At 74.3% G+C, this 21,427-nt stretch carries 20 protein-coding genes; 13 read left to right on the forward strand and 7 right to left on the reverse strand.

From position 1 onward, the window contains the following. The first annotated feature begins 61 nt into the window (after positions 1–61). Positions 62–1,468 carry a sensor histidine kinase gene (locus T328_RS05375; protein ID WP_496494688.1) on the forward strand — a complete coding sequence of 469 codons (1,407 nt, stop codon included), beginning with the start codon at positions 62–64 and terminating at the stop codon, positions 1,466–1,468. Further along, a complete protein-coding gene (locus tag T328_RS05380) occupies positions 1,465–2,130 on the forward strand; it encodes a response regulator transcription factor (RefSeq protein WP_496494689.1) in 666 nt (221 codons plus the stop codon). The genes T328_RS05375 and T328_RS05380 overlap by 4 nt, the downstream gene beginning before the upstream one ends. A 74-nt stretch (positions 2,131–2,204) precedes the next feature. Here T328_RS05380 and T328_RS05385 read toward each other — a convergent pair whose 3' ends face one another. Together T328_RS05385 and T328_RS05390 are read right to left on the reverse strand one after the other, a co-directional pair. Beyond that, positions 2,205–4,427, reverse strand: a complete 2,223-nt coding sequence (locus T328_RS05385) for a terpene synthase family protein (RefSeq protein WP_496494690.1) — start codon at positions 4,425–4,427, stop codon at positions 2,205–2,207. Positions 4,428–4,552: 125 nt separating this feature from the next. After that, on the reverse strand, positions 4,553–5,233 hold the full coding sequence (locus T328_RS05390; protein WP_496494691.1) for a response regulator: 681 nt from the start codon (positions 5,231–5,233) through the stop codon (positions 4,553–4,555). 181 nt (positions 5,234–5,414) lie between these two features. Here T328_RS05390 and T328_RS05395 point away from each other — a divergent pair, with 181 nt between their 5' ends. The 3 genes from T328_RS05395 to T328_RS05405 are packed head-to-tail and all read left to right on the forward strand — an operon-like array spanning position 5,415 to position 8,519. Then, positions 5,415–6,410 carry a Bug family tripartite tricarboxylate transporter substrate binding protein gene (locus T328_RS05395; RefSeq protein WP_496494902.1) on the forward strand — a complete coding sequence of 332 codons (996 nt, stop codon included), beginning with the start codon at positions 5,415–5,417 and terminating at the stop codon, positions 6,408–6,410. After that, positions 6,407–7,003: a tripartite tricarboxylate transporter TctB family protein gene (locus tag T328_RS05400; protein WP_496494692.1), complete on the forward strand. Its 597-nt coding sequence runs from the start codon at positions 6,407–6,409 to the stop codon at positions 7,001–7,003. The genes T328_RS05395 and T328_RS05400 overlap by 4 nt, the downstream gene beginning before the upstream one ends. A 1-nt stretch (position 7,004) precedes the next feature. Next, positions 7,005–8,519 carry a tripartite tricarboxylate transporter permease gene (locus T328_RS05405; RefSeq protein ID WP_496494693.1) on the forward strand — a complete coding sequence of 505 codons (1,515 nt, stop codon included), beginning with the start codon at positions 7,005–7,007 and terminating at the stop codon, positions 8,517–8,519. On the opposite strand, the gene T328_RS05410 is transcribed toward T328_RS05405, so the two are convergent. After that, positions 8,473–8,703, reverse strand: a complete 231-nt coding sequence (locus T328_RS05410) for a DUF6332 family protein (RefSeq protein ID WP_496494694.1) — start codon at positions 8,701–8,703, stop codon at positions 8,473–8,475. The genes T328_RS05405 and T328_RS05410 overlap by 47 nt on opposite strands. A 103-nt stretch (positions 8,704–8,806) precedes the next feature. Between T328_RS05410 and T328_RS05415 the strand changes: the two genes are divergently transcribed. After that, entirely contained in the window at positions 8,807–9,202 is a 396-nt protein-coding gene (locus T328_RS05415; protein WP_496494695.1) for a MarR family winged helix-turn-helix transcriptional regulator, read from the forward strand. A 102-nt stretch (positions 9,203–9,304) separates the two neighbouring features. Here the strand turns inward: T328_RS05415 and T328_RS05420 are convergent, their stop codons facing one another. After that, a complete protein-coding gene (locus T328_RS05420) occupies positions 9,305–10,576 on the reverse strand; it encodes an MFS transporter (RefSeq protein WP_496494696.1) in 1,272 nt (423 codons plus the stop codon). A gap of 17 nt (positions 10,577–10,593) precedes the next feature. Between T328_RS05420 and T328_RS05425 the strand changes: the two genes are divergently transcribed. The 3 genes from T328_RS05425 to T328_RS05435 all read left to right on the forward strand — a co-directional run bounded on the left by T328_RS05425 (position 10,594) and on the right by T328_RS05435 (position 14,103). Beyond that, positions 10,594–11,823: an ROK family protein gene (locus T328_RS05425; protein ID WP_496494697.1), complete on the forward strand. Its 1,230-nt coding sequence runs from the start codon at positions 10,594–10,596 to the stop codon at positions 11,821–11,823. Between the two features lie 362 nt (positions 11,824–12,185). Beyond that, positions 12,186–13,523: an NsdA family TPR-like regulatory protein gene (locus tag T328_RS05430; RefSeq protein WP_496494698.1), complete on the forward strand. Its 1,338-nt coding sequence runs from the start codon at positions 12,186–12,188 to the stop codon at positions 13,521–13,523. A gap of 46 nt (positions 13,524–13,569) precedes the next feature. Then, positions 13,570–14,103: an NUDIX hydrolase gene (locus T328_RS05435; RefSeq protein ID WP_496494699.1), complete on the forward strand. Its 534-nt coding sequence runs from the start codon at positions 13,570–13,572 to the stop codon at positions 14,101–14,103. A 91-nt stretch (positions 14,104–14,194) separates the two neighbouring features. Here T328_RS05435 and T328_RS05440 read toward each other — a convergent pair whose 3' ends face one another. Continuing rightward, complete coding sequence (locus tag T328_RS05440; RefSeq protein ID WP_496494700.1) at positions 14,195–14,452, reverse strand: hypothetical protein; 258 nt, start codon at positions 14,450–14,452, stop codon at positions 14,195–14,197. 319 nt (positions 14,453–14,771) lie between these two features. On the opposite strand from T328_RS05440, the gene T328_RS05445 reads away from it, so the two are divergent. The 3 genes from T328_RS05445 to T328_RS05455 are packed head-to-tail and all read left to right on the forward strand — an operon-like array spanning position 14,772 to position 18,477. Further along, positions 14,772–15,098: an SHOCT domain-containing protein gene (locus T328_RS05445; RefSeq protein WP_496494701.1), complete on the forward strand. Its 327-nt coding sequence runs from the start codon at positions 14,772–14,774 to the stop codon at positions 15,096–15,098. Then, complete coding sequence (locus tag T328_RS05450) at positions 15,095–15,910, forward strand: ABC transporter ATP-binding protein (RefSeq protein WP_496494702.1); 816 nt, start codon at positions 15,095–15,097, stop codon at positions 15,908–15,910. Before T328_RS05445 ends, T328_RS05450 begins: the two co-directional genes overlap by 4 nt. Next, positions 15,907–18,477, forward strand: a complete 2,571-nt coding sequence (locus tag T328_RS05455) for an ABC transporter permease (protein ID WP_496494703.1) — start codon at positions 15,907–15,909, stop codon at positions 18,475–18,477. The genes T328_RS05450 and T328_RS05455 overlap by 4 nt, the downstream gene beginning before the upstream one ends. Before the next feature lie 338 nt (positions 18,478–18,815). On the opposite strand, the gene T328_RS05460 is transcribed toward T328_RS05455, so the two are convergent. Then, positions 18,816–19,145, reverse strand: coding sequence for a hypothetical protein (locus T328_RS05460; RefSeq protein ID WP_496494704.1), 330 nt, complete (start codon positions 19,143–19,145; stop codon positions 18,816–18,818). A 151-nt stretch (positions 19,146–19,296) separates the two neighbouring features. On the opposite strand from T328_RS05460, the gene T328_RS05465 reads away from it, so the two are divergent. Next, positions 19,297–20,448 (forward strand): PLP-dependent cysteine synthase family protein, encoded by a 1,152-nt coding sequence (locus tag T328_RS05465; RefSeq protein WP_496494705.1) that lies wholly within the window; start codon positions 19,297–19,299, stop codon positions 20,446–20,448. Positions 20,449–20,461: 13 nt separating this feature from the next. Here the strand turns inward: T328_RS05465 and T328_RS05470 are convergent, their stop codons facing one another. After that, entirely contained in the window at positions 20,462–21,283 is an 822-nt protein-coding gene (locus tag T328_RS05470; protein ID WP_496494706.1) for a DeoR/GlpR family DNA-binding transcription regulator, read from the reverse strand. Between the last annotated feature and the right edge of the window lie 144 nt (positions 21,284–21,427).

Below are 21,427 nucleotides of genomic sequence, written 5' to 3' on the forward strand. Positions count from 1 at the left end.
ACGCAGGGTGTCCGCGTACGGCTGACGCCCGGGGGCGCCGCCGCCCGTTAGCGTTTCAGCCATGCGACGCGGAGGACCCCCCTGGTGGGGACGGGACGACGAGGCCGGCGGCCGGCGGTGGCCGGGCCCGCCGTGGGCGCGGTTCGGCGGCCCGTACGCCCCCGGCGGCGACCCGGACGACCCCGGCGGCCGGCCGCTGCCCGGTCTGCTGCGCTGGCTGCCCAGCCGCGACCGGCTGCCCTGGCGCTCCACCCTCTTCCTGACCTTCTTCATGATCGTCGGCACCCGCGGCGCCTCCCAGTCCTCCGACCGGACCGACGCCTTCCCCGGCGCCCTCGGCTTCCTCTTCGCCGCCGCCGTCCTCCTGCTCCTGCGCCACCGCCACCCGCGCACCGCCGCCTTCGGCACCGTCGCCGTCTGCCTCGGCTACCTGGCCGTCGGCTTCCCGTACGGGCCGATCTTCCTCAGCGCCGCCGTCGCCTGCTTCGCCGCCATCTCGGTGGGGGAGCGGCGCGCCGTTTGGGGGGCGCTCGCGCTGCTCTTCGCGGGCCATATCGCGTACACCTCCGTCCTCTACCGCTGGCTGCCGCCCGACGAAGACGGCGGCGGCCACTGGGGCCAGGTGCTGTTCGTCGTCGCCTGGGTGCTGGCGGTGGGCGCGGGCGGCGAGTTGATGCGTACGCGCCGCGAGCAGTGGGCCGCCGTACGGGCCGAGCGCGAGCAGGCCAAGCGCCGCCGCGCCGACGAGGAGCGGTTGCGCATCGCCCGCGAGCTGCACGACGTGCTCGCGCACAGCATCTCCGTGATCAACATCCAGGCCGGCGTCGGCCTCGCGCTCCTCGACCAGCAGCCCGAGAAGGCCCGCGAGGCGCTGACCACCATCAAATCCGCCAGCAAGGAAGCGCTCGGCGAGGTGCGCCAGGTGCTGGACGCGCTGCGCACCCCCGGCGGCGCCCCGCGCTCGCCCGCCCCCGGCCTCGACCGGCTCAGCGAGCTGCGGGAGCAGGCCGCCGCGGCCGGCCTCACCGTGGACGTCACCGTCGACGGCGCGCGCGCCCCGCTGCCGCCGGGCACCGAACTGGCCGCGTTCCGCATCATCCAGGAGGCGCTGACCAACGTCGTCCGCCACTCCGGCTCGCGCACCGCCCGGGTCCTGGTCCGCTACGCCCCGGCCGAGCTGGAGCTGCAGGTCGACGACGACGGGCCGGCCACCGCGAGCGGCCTCACCGGCGGCGGCAACGGCCTGGTCGGCATGCGCGAGCGCGCCTCGGCGCTCGGCGGCACCGTCGAGGCGGGCACCCGACGCGACGGCGGCTTCCGGGTGCGGGCCCGGATCCCGCTTCCGGCGGATACGGTGAACGCCGGCCGCCAGACCCCGGTCCGCGAGACCCCCGTCCGCGAAACCCCCGTCCGTGAGCCCCGCAGCCGCGGGACAGGCGGCCCCGACACCCCAGAGGAGCGCCAGTGATCCGCGTGATGCTCGCCGACGACCAGGTGCTCGTACGGGCCGGCTTCCGCGCCCTCCTCGACGCCCAGGAGGACGTCGAGGTGTGCGCCGAGGCGGCCGACGGCGAACAGGCCGTGGCCCTGGTGCGCGAACAGCGGCCGGACGTCGTCCTCATGGACATCCGCATGCCGGTCCAGGACGGTCTGGAGGCCACCCGCCGGATCACCGGCGACCCGGACCTGGCGGGCGTGAAGGTCGTCATGCTCACCACCTTCGAGCTGGACGAGTACGTCTTCGAGGCCATCCGCTCCGGCGCCTCCGGCTTCCTGGTCAAGGACACCGAGCCGGAGGAACTGGTGCGCGCGGTACGGGCCGTGGTCGAGGGCGACGCGCTGCTCTCCCCGGGCGTCACCCGCCGGCTGATCTCCGAGTTCGCCGCCCGCTCCAAGGAGCCCGCGGCTGCGGCGGTGCTGGACGAGCTGACCGAACGGGAGCGGGAGGTGATGGCGCTGGTGGGCATGGGCCTGTCCAACGAGGAGATCGCCCGCCGGCTGGTGGTCAGCCCGCTGACCGCCAAGACGCACGTCAGCCGGACCATGGTCAAGCTCGGGGTGCGCGACCGCGCGCAACTGGTGGTGCAGGCGTACGAGTCGGGGCTGGTCCGCCCCGGCTGGCTCGGCTGAGCCCGCCCCGCCCGCACCGAGCCGGACCCTCAACCCCAGCTCACCCCCGGGATCCTCACCCCCCGGGGGGACCCTCACCCCCCGGCCCACGCCGCCGGTCGCGCCGCCGCCGTGCCCAGCCCCGCCGGCGGTCCGCCGGGCAGCCCCGGCCCGCCCGCGTCCTCCGCCAGCTCCGCGGCCCCGTACCGCCGTACGCGACGGTGCCAGTTGAGGATGCCGGCCATCCAGTTCTGCAGGTCGCGGACATAGCCGTCCACCGCCGCGCGCGTTTCCTCCGACGCCCCGAGATCCTCGTACAGCACCGGCAGGCCGGCTTCGAGGATGTGCTCGAACTGCCGCATCCGCCCCGACGCGAGGTCGTGCACGATCCGCACGGCGTCCGGATAGCCGACGCCGAAGAAGTTCTGCACCACCAGCACCGCGTTGTGGAGGTCGCCGTCGTACTCGATCTCCTTCTGGTACGAGAACAGGTCGTTGAGCAGGCAGGCGTAGTCGACGGCGGAGTTCTCCAGGGCGCGCACGGGCCCGCTCGCGTACACCTCGGTCGGCACGGCGTGCCCGCGGCGCAGCCGGCACAGGTACATCGTCATGTCGGCGCCGAACGTCTCCCGCCGCATCTCGACGTAGTCGACCGGGTCGGGGATGCGGTTCTGCATCTGGTTGGCCAGCTCCCACAGCCACGCGTCGAGCATCACGTCCACCGCCGCCCGGAAGTGCGCCCGCTGCTCCGGCGTCATGGGCCCGGCCGTGCGCCGCCACAGGTCGGTCAGCCCGCGCTCCAGCGCGTTCGCCGGCGGCGGCGCCGGCGTCCCCTCGCCGAGGGGCATGCACTGCTTCAGCCGGTCGTTCGAGGCCCGCGCCCCGGCAAGGTCGCGGGCGCGGCCGAAGACGGCCGGGTAGTAATCGTCTCCGTACGTGCCCCAGGCCAGCCACTGCGACGCCAGGTCCAGCTCCTCTTCGTCGGCGTCGGGGTGCAGCCCGGCGGCGCACAGCGGTAAGTCGAAGCCGCGCAGCCGCCGCGCGTCCCAGACGTACGACCCCGGCACCCCCGGCTGGGGCTGCAGGAAGCCCATCCGCCGGGCCCAGGCGATCGTCCGGGGCCGGGCGGTGTCGAGGTGCCGGGAGAGCCGCAGCCGGTACGGCATGGGCAGCTCCGGCACCAGCGACGGGCCGACGCGCTGGTGCGGCACGTGCGCGTACGACCGCAGCCGCGTCGCCCCGGTGGCGGTCGGCAGCCCGCGCAGGCCGACCCCCGGCCCAGCGGGTGCGTACGGCGAAGCAGCCCCGGCGCCCTCGTTCATGTACCGGCTGGAGCGCAGGTGCCACTCGTGCCCGCCGGACTGCCAGTCCTGCAGTCCCTTCGCGTACGCCACCACCCGCGCGCACTCGGCCGGCGTCAGGTCCTCCTCGGCGAAGAGCGCGGGCAGTTCGGTGAGCGCGGTGTGCTCGAACTGCTGGACCCTGGAGGTCAGCAGGTCGTTGACGCGCTCGGCGGCCTCCTGGGTGTCGCAGCCGAGGAAGGTCTCCAGCACCAGGACGCCGTTGCTCAGCTCGCCCTCCTCCTCGACCTCGCGCTGGTACGAGAAGAGGTCGTTGCGCAGGTGCACGGCGTCGGCGAAGGTGTCGCGCAGCACCAGCAGCGGCCGGGCCCCGGCCACCCGGTCCGGCACCTCCGCCGCCGCGGCGTACTCCACCAGCCCCGCGGACCACGGCGCACCCCCGACCTTGCGCCGCATCTCCACGTACTCGACGGGGTTGGCCACCCGGCCCTCGTCGATGTTGGCCAGCTCCCACAGCGACTCGTCGAGCAGGTTGACCGTGCTCTGCGCGAACCGCCGCCGCCACCCGGCCGACATCGCCGGCACCGTCCGCGCCCACAGGTCAGCGAGCCCCGCCTCCACCGGGTTGCGCGGCTCCGGCATGTCCGCGGCGCCCGCCCCGGTCGTCTCCAGCGGCATGAACGCCGGCAGCCGGTCCAGGTACGCCTTGGCGCCGGCCCGGTCGCGGTCGCGCTTGAACGCCTCCACGAAGTGGTCGTCGAAGAAGAACACCCACACGTACCAGTCGGTGACCAGCGACAGCACGTCGGCGGAGCACTCTGGGTGGGTGTACGCGCAGAGCAGCGCGTAGTCGTGCGCGTCGAGGTCGGCGGTGTCCCAGATGCCCGAGCCCTCCAGCATCCCCCTCTCGCGCGCCCACGCCCGCGAGTGCACCCGTGCCTGCTCGACGTGCGGGTTGAGCCGCGCGGGCCACGGCAGGTAGAAGGTCGGCAGTTCGAACGGCTGCTTCGATGGCATCCGCCCCTCCCCGGTTCGTTCACGTCCAGCGCCCGGGGGCAGCACTACCCCCGGCGTCGCCCCGGCATCCGGGGAAGCACTCGTGCGGGTGACGTGCGGGCCGCGCGTGCGGGTCCCGTACCGGCTCAGCCCGCCCAGCGGTAGCGGTGCTCGGGCCGCCCGGTGCCGCCGTACTTCAGCGACAGCTCGGCGCGCCCGGAGTCGGCGAAGTGCTCCAGGTAACGCCGCGCGGCCACCCGGGAGATGGCGGCGGCCTCCGCGCACTCGCTGGCCGACAGCCCGCCGGGGTGCTCGCGCAGCACCCGCTCCACCAGCTCGGCGGTGCGGGCGTTGAGCCCTTTGGGCAGGGACCGGGAGACGGTGGGGCGGGCGCCGAAGAGCCGGTCGACGTGCGCCTGCTGGACGCCGTCGGCCGCGTCGAGGGCGTCCAGCCGGGCGCGGGTGGCGGCGATGTGGCGCAGCTGCTCCTGCAGCGCGGCCTGCGTGAACGGCTTGATCACGTAGTGCAGCGCGCCGCCGTGCAGCGCGCCGCGGATGGTTTCGGCGTCCCGGGACGCGGTGATCACGAGGACGTCGGTGTCCGCGTGCTCCCCGGCGCGCAGCCGCCGCAGCACCCCGATGCCGTCCATGTCCGGCAGGTACACGTCGAGCAGCACCAGGTCGGGCCGCAGCCGCGCCACCGCGCGCAGCGCCTCGGCGCCGCTGTGTGCGATGCCGGCCACCTCGAAGCCGTCGGTCGCCGTGACGTAGCGGCTGTGCAGCTTGGCCACCATGAAGTCGTCGTCGACCACCAGTACCCGGATCACGGCGGTCAGGCTAGTGCCCCGGGACCTCCCGCACGGCGACCAGAACGACCAGAACTTTCCTTGCGTTCACAAGCGCGACACCTCGCGGTCACGGCGGGAGCATGTGGCGACATCCGGACCCCAGCGATCATCCACGGCTCCGCGGAGCCTGCTCCTCGACGAAGAGGCGGTGACCCGAACCGTGCGTCTGCCGGCCACTCTACGCACACCGTTCGCGCTCGCGGCGGCGGCGCTGCTGGTGCTCCTCGGACCGCCGCTGATCACGCAGGGGGACGGCGCGGCGGGCGGCAGCCGGATCCCCGGCCTGGAGCTGATGGTGCCCAACACCCCCGGCGGCGGCTACGACATCACCGCCCGCACCCTCGCCCGGAGCATCGAGGAGGCCGGCCTCGGCAGCAACGTCGAGGTCTTCAACCTCCCCGGTGCCGGCGGCACCGTGGGCCTGTCCCGGCTGGTCAACGAGCACGGCAACGGCAAGCTCGCGATGTCCATGGGCCTCGGGGTCAGCGGCGCGGTCCGTACGAACACCACCGACCACACGCTCGCCGACACCACCCCCATCGCGCGCGTCACCGAGGAGCCCGACATCGTCGTGGTCCCCGCCGACTCCCCGTACCGGACCTTCGAGGACCTGCTGGCCGACTGGACGGCCTCCCCGGGTACGACCCCGGTCGGCGGCGGCTCGTCCCCCGGCGGTCCGGACCATCTGGCGCCGATGCTGATGGCCCGGGCCGCCGGGATCGTGCCGAAGGAGGTCAACTACGTGCCGTACGACGGCGGTGGCGAACTGCTCGCGTCGATCCTCGGCGGCAAGGTCGCCTTCGGGGTCTCCGGCGTCGGCGAGTACCTCGACCAGATCGAGGCGGGCGAGCTGCGCGTGCTCGCGGTCTCCGGCGGCGAGCGGCACCCGGGGCTGGACGCACCCACGCTGCGCGAGACGGGCATGGACGTCGCGTTCACCAACTGGCGCGGCTTCGTCGCCCCGCCGGGGCTGTCCGACACCGAGCGGACGAACCTCATCCACCTCTTCGAGAAGCTGCACGACACCGAGGAATGGCAGCGGTCGCTGAAGCAGAACGGCTGGACCGACGCCTTCCTGACCGGCGAGAAGTTCGGCGACTACCTGGACGCGCAGGACCGGCGCGTGGTCTCGGTGCTGAAGGAGCTGGGCCTGTGACGAACGACCCGGTGAACGACCCGGCGAACGAGCCGACGAGCAGGCCGACGTCGGACGGGACCCGCGCCCCCGCGGAATCTCCGGCGGCCGGCGGCGGTCTCCGCACCCTCCTGCGTGGCAAGTCCGAACTCGGCGTCTGCGTCCTGCTGCTGGCCATCGGCGTACTGGTGCTGATCGACGCGCTGACCATGGACACCGACTTCGCCCAGCGCGGCCCCGTCGGCCCCGAGGCCGCGCCCACCGTCGTCGGCATCGCCCTCCTCGTCGTCGCCGCGCTGCTCGCCGTCGACGTGCTGCGCGGCGGCAAGGGCGAGGCGGAGGGCGGCGAGGACGTCGACCTCGACGCCCCCTCCGAGTGGCGCACGGTGCTGCTGCTCACCGGGGTCTTCCTCGTCACCGCCTTCCTCATCGGCCCGTTCGGCTTCCCCGCCGCCGGCGCCCTGCTCTTCTGGGGCGCCGCGTTCGCGCTCGGCAGCCGCGCGTACGCCCGCGACCCGCTCATCGCCGCCGTGCTGTCGGTGGTCACGTACGCCGTCTTCAACAACCTGCTGGGCGTCCCGCTGCCCGGCGGCCCGCTCATGGAGGTGCTGTGAGATGGACTCCCTGACCTCCCTGGTCGACGGCTTCGGCACCGCGCTGACCCCCGTCAACCTCCTCTGGGCCGCCGTCGGCGTGCTGCTCGGCACGGCCATCGGCGTCCTGCCCGGCATCGGCCCGGCGATGGCCGTCGCGCTGCTGCTCCCGGTGACGTACGGACTGGAGCCCACCGCCGCGCTCATCATGTTCGCCGGCATCTACTACGGCGGCATGTTCGGCGGCTCCACCACCTCCATCCTGCTCAACACCCCGGGAGAGACGGCCGCGGTGGTCGCGGCCATCGAGGGCAATCCGATGGCCAAGTCCGGCCGCGGCCCGCAGGCGCTGGCCGCCGCGGCGATCGGGCACTTCGCCGGCGGCATGATCGGCACGATCCTGCTGGTCGCGCTGGCCCCGGTGATCGCGGACCTGGCCGTCGACATCGGCGCGCCCGACTACTTCGCCCTCATGGTCCTCGCGTTCATCGCGGTGACCTCCGTGCTGGGCCGCTCCCGGGTGCGCGGCTTCGCCTCGCTGCTCGTCGGACTGACCATCGGTCTGGTGGGCCTGGACCAGATGACCGGCCAGGAGCGGCTGACGTTCGGCTCGCTGCAGCTCGCCGACGGCATCGACGTCATCATCGTCGCCGTCGGTCTCTTCGCCGTGGGCGAGGCGCTGTGGGTGGCCGCCCGGCTGCGCTCCGGCCCGCCGGGCCCGATTCCCGTCGGCCGGCCGTGGCTGGACCGCTCCGACGTGCGGCGCACCTGGAAGCCGTGGCTGCGCGGCCCCGCGATCGGCTTCCCGTTCGGCGCGATCCCGGCAGGCGGCGCGGAGATCCCCACGTTCCTGTCGTACGCGACGGAGAAGCGGCTGTCGAAGCACAAGGACGAGTTCGGCAAGGGCGCCATCGAGGGCGTCGCCGGACCGGAGTCGGCGGCCTCCGCCTCCGCGGCCGGGACGCTGGTGTCGATGCTCACGCTCGGCCTGCCGACCACCGCGACGGCCGCCGTGATGCTGGCCGCGTTCCAGCAGTACGGCATCCAGCCCGGCCCGCTGCTCTTCGACCGGGAACCGGACCTGGTGTGGGGCCTGATCGCGTCGCTGTTCCTCGGGATGTTCCTGCTGCTGCTCATCAACCTGCCGCTGGCGCCGGTGTGGGCAAAGCTGCTGCGCATCCCGCGGCCGTACCTGTACGCGGGCATCCTGTTCTTCGCGGCGGTCGGCGCGTACGCCGTCAGCGGTGAGGCGATCGACCTGGTCATCCTGCTGGTGATCGGACTGGTCGGGCTCGGCATGCGCCGCTACGGGCTGCCGGTGCTGCCGGCGATCATCGGCGTCATCCTCGGCCCGGCGGCGGAGCAGCAGATGCGCCGGGCGCTGCAGCTGAGCGACGGCAGCCTCAGCGGGCTGGTCAACACCCCGTTCGCGGTCTCGGTCTACGCCGTCGTCGCGCTGATACTGCTCTGGCCCCTGGTCCGCCGGCTGGTCACCAGCGACGCAGCACGAGCCCGACGCGGATCACGAACGCCGTAGCCGCGGCCGCCTGCGCGCCCGTGACCAGGCCCGCGCGCGCGTCGCCGGGCACCGCGTCGAAGAAGAGCGCGGGCGCGGCGACGGCGAGGAACACCGCGCCCGCCAGCAGCGCCGCCGTGACCGCCGCGTACACGATCTCGACGGTCGCGGCGTCCCGTTGGGCCTGGCTCCTGGACCCCCGCATACGCACCCCCTCGTCGTCCTCAAGGTACCCCAGGCACCCCCGTGTTCAATCCGTTGCACACCGGCCGTCACAACCCGCTCACGGGCTGGTACGGTGCTCTGCCATGGCAACGGGGAGCGCCGAGGGCGCGGTCGTTTCTCAGTGGCGGGAGATCCGCGCGGTGCACGCGCGGGCTGTGGGCGAGTTGGACCGTGAGCTGCATCGATACGGCATCGGGGCCAGCGACTTCGAGGTGCTGGACGTGCTGCTCGGCATGGCGGAGACCGGGGACAAGGCGAGCCTGCGGGTCCAGGAGCTGGCGGACCGGGTGCACCTGAGCCAGAGCGCGCTGTCCCGCCTCGTCGGCAGGCTGGAGAAGCACGGGCTGGTGACCCGCGGCATGTGCCCCGAGGACCGCAGAGGCGTGCAGGTGTGCGTCACCGACGCGGGCCGTACGCTGCACGCCGAGGCCCTGCCGGTGCAGCGGGCCGTGCTCGCCCGCACCGTCGGCGTCAGATGACCCGCCGACCCCGCCGACCCCGCCGACCCCGCCGACCCCGCCGACCCCGCCGACCCCGCTGACCCGGCTGACCCGGCTGGCCTCGCCGCGCCTGCCGGGTGCTCAGCTCGGGCGCGGGCGCGTCGCGTACTGCATGGCGTACGCGATGACCGACGCGGCCCCGGCGAGCAGCGCCACCGTGCTCAGCGCGGCGCGCAGCGAGAACCAGTCGGCGAGGAAGCCGATCGCCGGCGGGCCGAGGAGCATGCCGCCGTAGCCCAGGGTGGACGCGGCGGCCACGCCGTGCGGCCCGGCCAGCTCGCCGGCGCGGCCGATGGCGATGGGGAAGATGTTGGCCAGGCCGAGGCCGGTGAGGGCGAAACCGGCCAGCGCGCCCCAGACGAACGGGGAGAAGGAGCCGAGCAGCATGCCCGCGCAGGCGGTCGCGCCGCCCGCGACCAGGGCGCGGTTCTGGCCCAGCCGCAGCAGCAGCACGGTGCCGGAGAGCCGGCCGGCGGTCATGGCGAGGGCGAAGACGGAGTAGCCGGCGGCGGCCAGGCCCGGGCCGGCGTCCAGGGACTCCTTGAGGTGCAGGGCGCTCCAGTCGGCCATGGCGCCCTCGCCGTACGCCGTGCACAGGGCGACGAGGCCGAGCACGCCGACGAGCAGCCGGACGCGCCCGGCGGGCAGCGCCGTACGCGACCCCTCCGCCCCCGGCGCCGCGGCCGGCTCTCCGGCGCCTGCGGCGGCGTGCGGCGGCTTCGGGGCCGGGATGGCGAGCAGCGCGCGCCCGGCGAAGGCGGTGACGGCCAGCCCGAGCAGCGCGAGGAGCAGCAGGTGCCGGGTGGGGGAGAGGTGGCCCGCGACGAGCGCCCCGAGCCCGGCGCCGAGCATCCCGCCGAGGCTGAACGCCGCGTGGAAGCTGGGCAGTATCGGCCGCCGCATGGCGGCCACCAGGTCGACCGCCGCGCTGTTCATGGCGACGTTGATGGAGCCGAACGCGGCGCCGAAGACCAGCAGCACCAGCCCGAGTGCGAGGGCGGAGCGGGTCAGGGGCGGCAGCATGACGCCGACGCAGAGCAGCACGGCGGTGCCCACCGTGACCACGTGGGCACCGTAGCGGCGGATCAGCCCGCCGGTGAGCACCATGGTCGCCACCCCGCCCGCGGACACGCCCAGCAGCGCCAGGCCCAGGGCGCTGGGCGAGGCGCCGGTCTGGTCCTTGATGTCGGGGATGCGGACGACCCAGCCGGCGAAGACGAAGCCGTCGAGGGCGAAGAAGACGGTCAGGACGATACGGAGTCGGGCGAGCAGGGCTCCCGCCGCGTCGCCGGGCGTGGGGGTGCCGCGGAGTCGTCGTGGGAGTGCGGCCCCTATTTTGTTTAGCTTCGGCACAAAGACAGAATAGGAGCGTGACGCCGACTCGTACAAGGCCCGCGGGACCCGAGAGAGGCCGGAGCGCGCTGGGGCCCGCGCTGGAGCTCGTCCACACCGGCCGGGCGCCCACCCGCGCCGTGCTCACCACCGAGCTGGGGGTGACCCGCGCCACCGCGGGCGCCGTCGCCGCGGAGCTGGCGGCGCTCGGCCTGATCACCGTCGACTCCCGCCCCGCCGCCGCCCCCGGCCACCAGGGCCGGCCCTCCCACGGCCTGTCCGTGAACCCCGACGGCCCCGTCGTGCTGGCCGCGCAGGTGCACGCCGACGGGTTCCGGGCCGCCCTCGTCGGGCTCGGCGGGCGCATCGTCGCCACCGCCCCCGGCTGCGGCACCGTCCCGGAGGACCCCGAGCACGTCCTGGCCGCCGTCGTCGCGGAGGGCGCGGAACTGCTGCGCGCCACCGGGCGTACGTGCGTGGGCGCGGGCCTGGCCGTGCCGTCCGCGGTCGCCGAGCCCGACGGCGAGGCCCTCAACCCGCTGCACCTCGACTGGCCCGCGGGTGCGCCCGTGCGCCGGATCTTCCACGAGTGCCTGACCGGCTCCGGCATCGAGTTCGCCGCCACCCCGCGGGCGTTCACCGGCAACGACGTCAACCTCGCCGCGCTGGCCGAGCACCGCCACGGCGCCGGTCGCGGCTCCGCGCACCTGCTGTGCGTCGCCACCGGCCACCGCGGCGTCGGCGGGGCACTCGTCCTCGACGGGCGGCTGCACACCGGCAGCGCCGGCCTCGCGCTGGAGGTCGGCCACCTGACCGTCAACCCCGACGAGGGCCTGCCCTGCCACTGCGGCAGCCGCGGCTGCCTGGACGTCGAGACCGACCCGCTGGCGCTGCTGACGGCCGCGGGCCGGGCGCCGGGACCGGAGGTCTCGCTGCTGCGGCAGGCGTGCGAGCTGGTACGCGACGAGTACGCGGACCCGGCCGTCGCCGCCGGCGTCGCGGTGCTCGTGGACCGCCTCGGGCTCGGCCTCGCCGGCCTGGTCAACATCCTCAACCCGGACCGCATCATCCTCGGCGGCCTGCACCAGACACTGCTGGCCGCCGCCCCGGAGCGGCTGCGTGCGGTGGTGGCGGACCGCAGCCTGTGGGGGCGCAGCGGCGGGGTGCCGGTGCTGGAGTGCACGCTGGACCACAACAGCCTGGTCGGCGCCGCCGAACTCGCCTGGCAGCCGGTGCTCGACGACCCCCTCGGCGTGCTGGAGCCGTGAGCGCGCGGGCGCGTCCGGACGGCCGCCGCGCCGTGGACCGGTGACTTCCGGGCCGTACGGGACCCCTCCGCCCCGGTCGCGGACGTCCGCGGGCCGGACCGCCGTCCGGTCCGCGGCGCCCGCGCCGGTGGGGGGTTGCCACCCGCCCGGCCGGCCAGGTGCCGGGTCCGGCACGGCCGGGCGGAGCGGCTACGGAACCGCCGCCAGGCTGCGGGGAAGCGAGCGGACCCGATGCCGCACAGTCAACTCGCCGCCCGTGCCCACCGGGAGGGCGCACCCGCCACGACTGCGGGTGCGCACTTCACACCCCGTGTGAAACGCCCTCGGTTACGCTGGCGAACACCCTGCCCGCAGGAGGGCACATGGAGCCCAACACCCTGCTCGACGCGGCACTCGACGAGGCCGGGATGTCGCATGCCGGGCTCGCCGCGCACGTCAACCGGGCCGGTGCCGCCCGCGGTCTGCGGCTGCGGTACGAGCACACCGCGGTCGCCCGCTGGCTGAAGGGCCAGCGACCGCGCGGCCAGGTGCCCGACCTCATCTGCGAGGTCCTCGCCGAACGTCTCCATCGCCCGGTCACGCTGGACGACATCGGCTTCGGCTCCGCCGGCGGCACCACGTCGGCCACCGCGCCGCTCGCCCGCTTCGTCGAGCGCGCCACCGCCCTGTGGCGCTCCGACGAGCAGCAGCACCCGCACGTCGTCGGCGCCCGCGCGCTCACCGGCACCCCGGCCGTCATCCCGGTCTGGGAGTGGGAGAACCCGCCGGAGGACGGGGACGTCTCCCGTACCGGACCGGTGCACGTCAGCGAGGCCGACGTCACCACCCTCAGGGCCGCCCGCGCCCACTACGAGCAGATGTACCGCAAGGCCGGCGGCATGGCGACCCGCGCCCGCGTCGTGCGCTTCCTCAACTCCGAGGCGGCGCCGCTGCTCCGCGGGTCGTACGGCGACGAACTGGGCCGCCGGCTGCACCGGGCCACCGGCGGCCTCGTCGCCGTCGCGGGCATCTGCGCGTACGACTCGGACGCCCTCGGGCTGTCGCAGCGCTACTTCCACCAGGCACTGCGGCTGGCCAAGGCCAGCGGGGACCGCGGCTTCGGCGCGTACGTCATCGCGATGCTCGTCAACCAGTCGCTGTTCCTCAGGGAGTACCGCCAGTCGGTGGCGTTCGCGGAGGCCGCGCTGCGGGCCGCGGACCAGGACGTGAGCCCAGCCCTGGCGGCCGACCTGTACGCGATGCAGGCCAAGGCGTACGCCTTCCTCGGCGACCGCTCGGGCACCCTGGACTGCATCCGCCGCGCCGAGTCCGCCGCCGGGCGGATCAGCGCCCGCCAGGAGCCGGCCGAGACGGACTACGTCCAGCCGGGTCTGGTCAACGTGCAGGTCGCCGAGGCGCTCTTACGCATCGGAGACCTGCGCGCCGCCCGCGAACAGGCGGCGACCGCCGTGCACCGGCCCGCGCACGACCGGGGGCGGGTGCACCGGCTGGCGATTCTGAGCCACGTCGAGCTGCGTCAGGGGGACGCCGAGGAGGCGGCGCAGGCGGCGCTGGAAATGGCAAGGGCGGCCAGAGGGATGGAGTCGCAGCGGCTGCGGGACAGGTTGCGCGCGGTCCGTCGCCATCTGACCGAGACCGGCGGAGGGGGGACCGCCGAGGCGGCAGAGCTGATCGACGCGGCGTTGCGCGTTCCGCTCTGAGTCGGGGGCCGTCACCGCCACTGGACGGCGACAAGGGGGATGGTACGTGCGATGGAGGAACCTCAGGGAGCACACCGTGTACGAAAACCGTTGGTTCCGCGTCAACCTGGCCGACGTGGAACTCCCGGACGGGCGGCACCTTGACCACTATCTGATCCGCCTGCGACCCGTCGCGGTGGCGACCGCGGTCAACGAGGCGAACGAGGTGCTGCTGCTGTGGCGGCACCGTTTCATCACCGACGCCTACGGATGGGAGCTGGCCGCCGGGGTGGTGGAGGACGGGGAGGATCCCGAGACCGCCGCCGCCCGCGAGATGGAGGAGGAGACCGGCTGGCGGCCCGGCCCGCTCACGCACCTGATGACCGTCGAGCCGTCCAACGGCCTGACGGACGCCCGGCACCTCGTGTACTACGCCACGGAGGCGGTGCAGATCGGCGATCCGGAGGACGACTTCGAGTCGGACAGACGCGAGTGGGTGCCCCTGAAGGGGGTGCCCGACATGGTCGGCCGCGGGGAGGTGCCCGCCGCGAACATGGCGGCGGCGCTGCTGATGCTCCACCACCTGCGCCTCGGCGCCTGACCCGGGCCCGCGGACCCGCCGGTCGCGCCGGCCGCCGGCCCCGCCACTGCGGGGCCGGCGGACCGGCGGCCGGTGGTCCGGCCTGCGCCGCTCAGCGACCCACGGCCTGCCATAACGCCAGCACCATCGCCGCCGCACCGGTCAGCGCGGCGATCGAGGGCAGTGGCCAGCGCGAGTGCTCCAGCGAGGTCACGCGTGCCGTCAGCTCGTCGATCTCGCGCTCCATCTGCTGACTGCGCTGCGACAGCAGTGCGAGCCGCCCGTCGATGCGGGCCTGGCCCACATCGAGCGAGCGCCGGATCTCGGCGAGTTCCGACACGACCGCACTCGTGTCTGGTTCGGTGGCCACGGTCTGCTCCTTTGTTCCGTCCGTGCCCCGTGTCCACCGTCCATGAAAGTCCGTTGCGCCGGCGCGCGGGAGCGTGTGGAGGGTGCATATGCACGTGCCCTCGACGCACCCCGTGTGAATATGTCACACACGGTGACGGATGCGGCGGCATGGGCCGCGGTCCGACCCCGGCGGAGGGCGGCCGGGAGCAGCCGGAGTCCGCCCGAGTACTCCGCGGGGAGCAGGCCAGGTGCCGCTGGCCGTACGACGACCCGGACCCCCTCTGCGCGGAAGTCTCGATGGTGTCAGCACTACGGAAACCATCGAGGAGTTGAGACCGATGCACACCCTGGCGCACTGGAACGACGGCGGACCCGGTCCCTGGATCCTGCTCTTCCCGCTCATGTGGGCGCTGGTCCTCGGCGGCCTGTTCTTCTTCGTCCGCCGCGTCGTCTGGCGCGGACGCGGCGCCCCCTGGCAGCGGTTCCGCAGCGGCCCCGGCGGCCCCGGCCACCCCGGCGGCAGGGGCTACGGCGAGCAGTCGCCGATCACCGTGCTCGGCCGGCGCTTCGCGGCGGGCGAGATCGACGAGGACGAGTACTGGCGCCGGCTGTCCGTGCTGAACGAGGAGTTCGGCCACGGCGCGGACAAGGGCGGTGCGGCATGACGCACGCGACCGGCACCACCCCCGTGATCACCGGCGCCGCCGCCCGCGTCGTCGACGCGGTCAAGGTCTACGGCAGCGGCGACACCGAGGTCCGGGCGCTCGACGGCGTCGGTGTCGCCTTCCCGGCCGGGAGGTTCACCGCCATCATGGGCCCCTCGGGGTCCGGGAAGTCCACGCTGATGCACTGCGCCGCCGGCCTGGACACGCTCACCTCCGGTGCCGCCTTCATCGGCGACACCGAGCTGGGCGCGCTCGGCGACAAGCGGCTGACGATGCTGCGCCGCGACCGGATCGGCTTCGTCTTCCAGGCGTTCAACCTGCTGCCGACGCTGACCGTCGCGGAGAACATCACCCTCCCGATGGACCTGGCCGGCCGCCGCGGCGAGGCCGCGTGGATCGACTCGCTGATCGACGTGGTCGGCCTGCGCGACCGGCTGCACCACCGGCCCGCGGAGCTGTCCGGCGGCCAGCAGCAGCGCGTCGCCGTGGCCCGCGCCTTCGCGGGCCGCCCCGACGTGGTCTTCGCCGACGAGCCGACCGGCAACCTCGACTCGCGCTCCGGCGCCGAGGTCCTCGGCCTGCTCGCCGACACCGTGCGCAGGCTGGGCCGCACCGTGGTCATGGTCACCCACGACCCGGTCGCGGCGGCGTACGCCGACGAGGTGGTCTTCCTCGCCGACGGCCGGCTGGTCGACCGCATGGAGGTGCCCTCTGCGGACCGCGTACTGGACCGGATGCAGCGCTTCGTCGGCGAGAGCCCCGGCCCGGCCCGTTCCCTGAACGACACCGTGGAGAGGAAGAGTTCGTCATGAGCGGCACCCGCGCGTCGCTGCGGCTGAGCATGGCCGGGCTGCGCACGCACAAGCGGCGGTTCGCCGGCACGTTCTTCGCCGTGCTCCTCGGCGTCGCGTTCCTCGGCGGCACCCTCGTCATGGGGGACACCCTGAGGTCGAGCTTCGACGCCATGTTCGGCCGCGCCACCAGCGGTACGGACGCGGTGGTGCGGGGCGACGACATGATCACCACCCCCGGCGAGTCGTTCGGCACCCGCCGGTCCGTCCCAGCCCGGCTGGCGGACGAGATCGAGCGGATGCCGGGCGTCGCCGCGGCCGAGCCCCGCATCGAGGGCCCCGGGCAACTCCTCGACAAGGACGGCGAGCCGGTGGGCGGCGGGGGCCCTCCGACCCTGGCCGGCAACTGGATCGCCGACAAGGACCTGAACTCGTACCAGATCACCGAGGGCCGCGCGCCCGAGCGGTCCGGCGAGGCGGTGATCAACCGGGGCGCGGCGAAGGACGGCGGCCTGGACATCGGCGACACCGCGACCGTGCGCACCCCCGACCCGCTGCAGGTGACGATCGTCGGCATCTCCACCTTCGGCGGCGAGGACGCCATGGGCCAGAACACCTTCACGGCGCTGACCCGGGCCGACGCCGAGAAGTACCTGACGGCCGAGCCCGGCCGGGCCACCAGCATCCAGGTGCGCGCCGGCCCGGGGGAGAGCCAGGGCGAACTGGTCAGGGCCCTGTCCCCGGTGCTGCCCGACGGCGTCGAGGCCGTCACCGGGCAGGAGGTCACCGAGGAGAACCAGGACCAGATCGCCGGCCAGTTCCTCAGCGGCTTCACCGCCGGCCTGCTCGGCTTCGCGGGGGTGGCCATGCTGGTCGCGACGTTCAGCATCTACAACACCTTCGCGATCGTCGTCGCCCAGCGCACCCGCGACAACGCCCTGCTGCGCGCGATCGGCGCCACCCGGCGCCAGGTCGTGGGCCAGACCATGGCCGAGGCCCTGGCCGTCGCCGTGCTCGCCTCGCTCGCCGGTCTCGCCGGCGGACTGGGGATCGCGGCCGGGCTGCAGGTGCTGTTCCCGGCGGTCGGCTTCCCGTTCCCCGACGGCGACCTGGTGGTCAGCGGGCTGTCGCTGGCCCTGCCGTTCGCCACCGGCGTCCTGGTGTGCCTGGCCTCCGCGCTGGCGCCCGCCGTCCGCGCCGGCCGCACGGCGCCGCTGGCGGCGCTGCGCGAGACGGCCGTGGACGACTCGGGCTCCTCCCGGGTACGGGCCCTCGTCGGCGGCGTGCTCACCGCCGCGGGCGCCGGGCTGACGGTGTACGGAGCCGTGCCCGGCGGAGCCTCCGACGACCCGTCGGTGCTGCTGACGGTCACCGGCGCGGTGGTCACCCTCGCCGCGTTCGTGGTGCTGGGCCCGGTGGCGTCCGCGTACGCCGTACGGATCCTCGGCGCCCCGCTGCGCCGCATGAACGGCCGGCTGGCCCGCCGCAACGCGCTGCGCAGCCCCAGGCGCACCGCGGCCACCGCGACCGCGCTGATGATCGGCGTCGCCGTGGTGTCCCTGTTCACCGTCTTCGGCGCCTCGCTGAAGTCCACGATGGACCAGACCGTCTCGCGCGCCTTCGCCGGCGACGTGGCGGTGCGGGTGCCGGCCTTCGGGCCGGAGAGCGGCGCGCTCAGCCCGAAGGTCGCGCCGGCGGTGGAGAAGCTGCCGGAGGTGGAGCACGCGCTCGGCCTCGGCAGCGGGGTGGCTCGGGTGGATGGCGCCGGGCGTGCGCTGACCGTCACGGATCCGGGGCGGATGGGCGACGTGCTGGACCTCGGCACGGTCCAGGGAAGCCTGACGGGCCTGGGCGCGGACGGTGTCGCGGTGTCGCAGAGCGAGGCGGACGACCACGACTGGAAGGTCGGCAGCACCGCGAACTTCACGTTCACCGACGACGAGAAGCAGCCCTTCACCGTGCGGGCCGTCTACGACCAGGCGGACCTCGCCGGGGACTACGTCCTCACCCGTGAGGCGTGGGCGCCGCACCGGATGCAGGACTCCGACACGCTCGTCGCGGTCGCCTTCAAGGACGGCGTGTCCGAGGACGACGGCAAGGCGGCGGTGGAGACCGTCGCCGGGCGGTACGGCAACCCGGAGGTGCAGACGCGGGACGAGTTCGCCGAGTCCTCGGCGGCCGGCGTCGACATGATGCTGACGCTGGTGTACGCGCTGCTGGCGCTCGCCGTGCTCATCGCGCTCCTGGGCATCGCCAACACCCTCACCCTCGCCGTGCACGAGCGGACCCGCGAGCTGGGCCTGCTGCGCGCGGTCGGGCAGACCCGGGCGCAACTGCGCGCGATGGTCCGCTGGGAGTCGGTCCTGGTGGCCGCCTTCGGTACGGCCAGCGGGCTGACGCTCGGCGCGTTCCTCGGCTGGGCCATGACGAAGGCCACGGACTCCTCGGGCGACGGTGTGTTCACCGTGCCGCCGATGCAGCTGTCGATCGTGGCGCTGGTCGGCCTTACGGCAGGCGCGCTGGCGGCCTGGCGCCCGTCCCGCCGGGCGGCGAGGCTGGACGTCCTGGGCGCGATCGCCACCGAGTGACCTGCGGCCGGCGCGACCCGGTGACCGGTGGCCCCGCCCGGCTCCTTCGTGGGGCGGGGCGGGGCACCGCGATGCCCGGGGCGCGTCGTGGTGCGGCAGCCAGCGGGCGCGGCACAGCCGCCGCCGACACCGGTGACGTCACGCGCCGCACGTCCGCCCCGGCCCGCGGAGCGGGGCCGTCTGCCGAAGCCGGCCGCGCGGCGGCACGCGGCGTAGCCGCTGCCCGGCCGCGCACGCGCGGGGCCCAGGCATGTCGCGCCGTACGTCTCACGCCATCCCGCGGCGTCGGGCCGCCGTGGGGCCGTACGTCTGCCTCCGCCTGCCGCGCAGCGGGTCCGTCAGCCGAAGTCCGCCGTGCCGCGCGCAGCGCGTACCGCTTCGAGGAAGCGGCCGGCCGCCTTGGTCCCGGACTCCTTGCCCGCGTCCCGTTCACCGGTCAGCGTCAGGACGTACTGCCTGCCGTTGACCGACGCCAGTGCCCGGTCGCCGCGGCCGAACCACGGCCGGCCCGCACGCACCTCCTGTACCGGGGCGCTGTCGATCTGGGTGCCGTAGCTGGTGAGCAACTCCAGCCGCCCGTCCTTGATATGCACTTGCCCCGCCCGGGTCAGTGAGCGCAACCAGCGCCCGATCCGCACCCCGCGAGCCGTGTACTCCGTCTCCGCCACGCCGACCCTCCTCGGCTCCCCCACAGCGCTCCCCCTGGAGCGATGAAGCGCGCATGGGCGGCACCACCCGCAGCCGCGGGCGGTACCAGCACTCCTGCCAGTGTGCCCACGACCGGCCGGGGTGGCCAGAGGCCCCGCATATGATCGGGTCGTGACCGCCAGCGCACAGCACCCGGCCGCCACGCCCGGCGGCGCCCTCCCCACCCGCCCCACCCTCGACGTCGACCGCAGCGACCCCGAGGCGCGTGCCTGGCTGCAGGAAGCCGTCCGCAAGGTGCAGGCCGACGCCAACCGCACCGCCGACACCCACCTGCTCCGCTTCCCCCTGCCCGAGCGGTGGGGCATCGACCTCTATCTCAAGGACGAGTCCACCCACCCCACCGGCAGCCTCAAGCACCGCCTCGCGCGCTCACTGTTCCTCTACGGGCTGTGCAACGGCTGGATCCGCCGCGGCAAGCCCGTCATCGAGGCATCCTCCGGCTCCACCGCCGTCTCCGAGGCGTACTTCGCCGATCTGATCGGCGTGCCCTTCGTCGCGGTGATGCCGCGCACCACCAGCCGGGAGAAGACCCGCCTCATCGAGTTCCACGGCGGCACCTGCCATCTGGTGGACGACCCGCGGACGGTGTACGAGGTGTCGGCCCGGCTGGCCGAGGAGACCGGCGGCCACTACATGGACCAGTTCACCTACGCCGAGCGGGCGACGGACTGGCGCGGCAACAACAACATCGCCGAGTCGATCTACACCCAGCTCCGCCTGGAACGCTTCCCCGAGCCCGCCTGGATCGTCGCCACCGCCGGCACCGGCGGCACGTCCGCGACCATCGCCCGCTACGTGCGCTACCTGCAGTACGACACCCGCGTCTGCGTCGCCGACCCGGAGAACTCCTGCTTCTTCGCCGGCTGGGAGAGCGGCGACGCCGAGGTCACCTGCGACAGCGGCTCACGCGTCGAGGGCATCGGCCGGCCCCGGATGGAGCCCAGCTTCCTGCCCGCGGCCATCGACCGGATGATGAAGGTCCCCGACGCGGCCACCGTGGCGGCCGTCCGCGCCCTGGAGCGGGCCATCGGCCGCCGCGCGGGCGGCTCGACCGGCACCGGGCTGTGGAGCGCGCTGAAGATCGTCGGGGAGATGGTCGCCGCCGGCCGACGCGGCAGCGTCGTCACGCTGATCTGCGACCCGGGCGACCGCTACCTCGACAAGTACTACTCCGACAGCTGGCTCGCCGAACAGGGCCTCGACATCGGCCCGTACGCCGCGCACCTCGACGGCTTCCTGGCCACCGGCCACTGGACCTGCTGAGGCGCCGGCCCGCTCACCCCTCCGCCGGCTCCTGCGGCTCGCCCGCGACCACGAGCTCCGGCAGATGCTCGGCCATCTCCGCGCGCGCCTCAGCGCGCACCCCCGGATCCGTCACCAGCGCGTCCACCGCGTCCAGCGAGGCGAACGAACTCAGGCCCACCGTGCCCCACTTGGTGTGGTCGGCGACCACCACGACCCGCCGCGCCGCCCGTACCAGATGGCGGTTGGTCTCCGCCTCCGCCAGATTCGGCGTGGAGAGCCCTGCCTGCACCGATATGCCGTGCACCCCGATGAACAGCACGTCGAAGTGGAGCGTGCGGATCGCCTGGTCGGTCACCGGGCCGACCAGCGAGTCCGACGGGGTCCGCACCCCGCCGGTCAGCACCACCGTCGTGCCGCGCGCCCCCGACTGCTGCGCGGCGTAGAACACGTCGGCGACGCGCACCGAGTTGGTCACCACCGTCAGGTCCGGCACCTCGACCAGATGCCGCGCCAGCGCGAACGTCGTCGTCCCGCCGGAGAGCGCGATCGCGGCGCCCGGCGCCACCAGCTGCGCCGCCGCCCGGGCGATCTCCTCCTTCGCGCCCGTCTCCCGCGAGGACTTGGCCTCGAAGCCCGGCTCGTGCGTGCTCGCCTCGGCCAGCGGCACCGCGCCGCCGTGCACCTTCTCCACGACCCCCTGGCGCGCGAGCGCGTCGAGGTCGCGCCGGATGGTCATGTCCGAGACGTTCAGACGGCGCGTCAGCTCGTTCACCCGCACCCCGCCGCGGCGCCGGACCTCGTCCAGGATGAGGGCCCGGCGCTGCTCCGCGAGCAGGTTCTGGTTGTCGCTCACGCGTCCGCCCTTCGCACCGGGGTCGCTTGTCCCGGTCATCCTCCCACGCGGGTACGACACGGAGCCGCGGGTGTTCGGCCACGGAAGGGAACGCCGCGTCACGATTCTGCGTCGCCTCCCGCGCGGGGAGCTGCACCGGACGGC

The sequence above is a fragment of the Streptomyces sp. CNX435 genome (assembly GCF_059570575.1).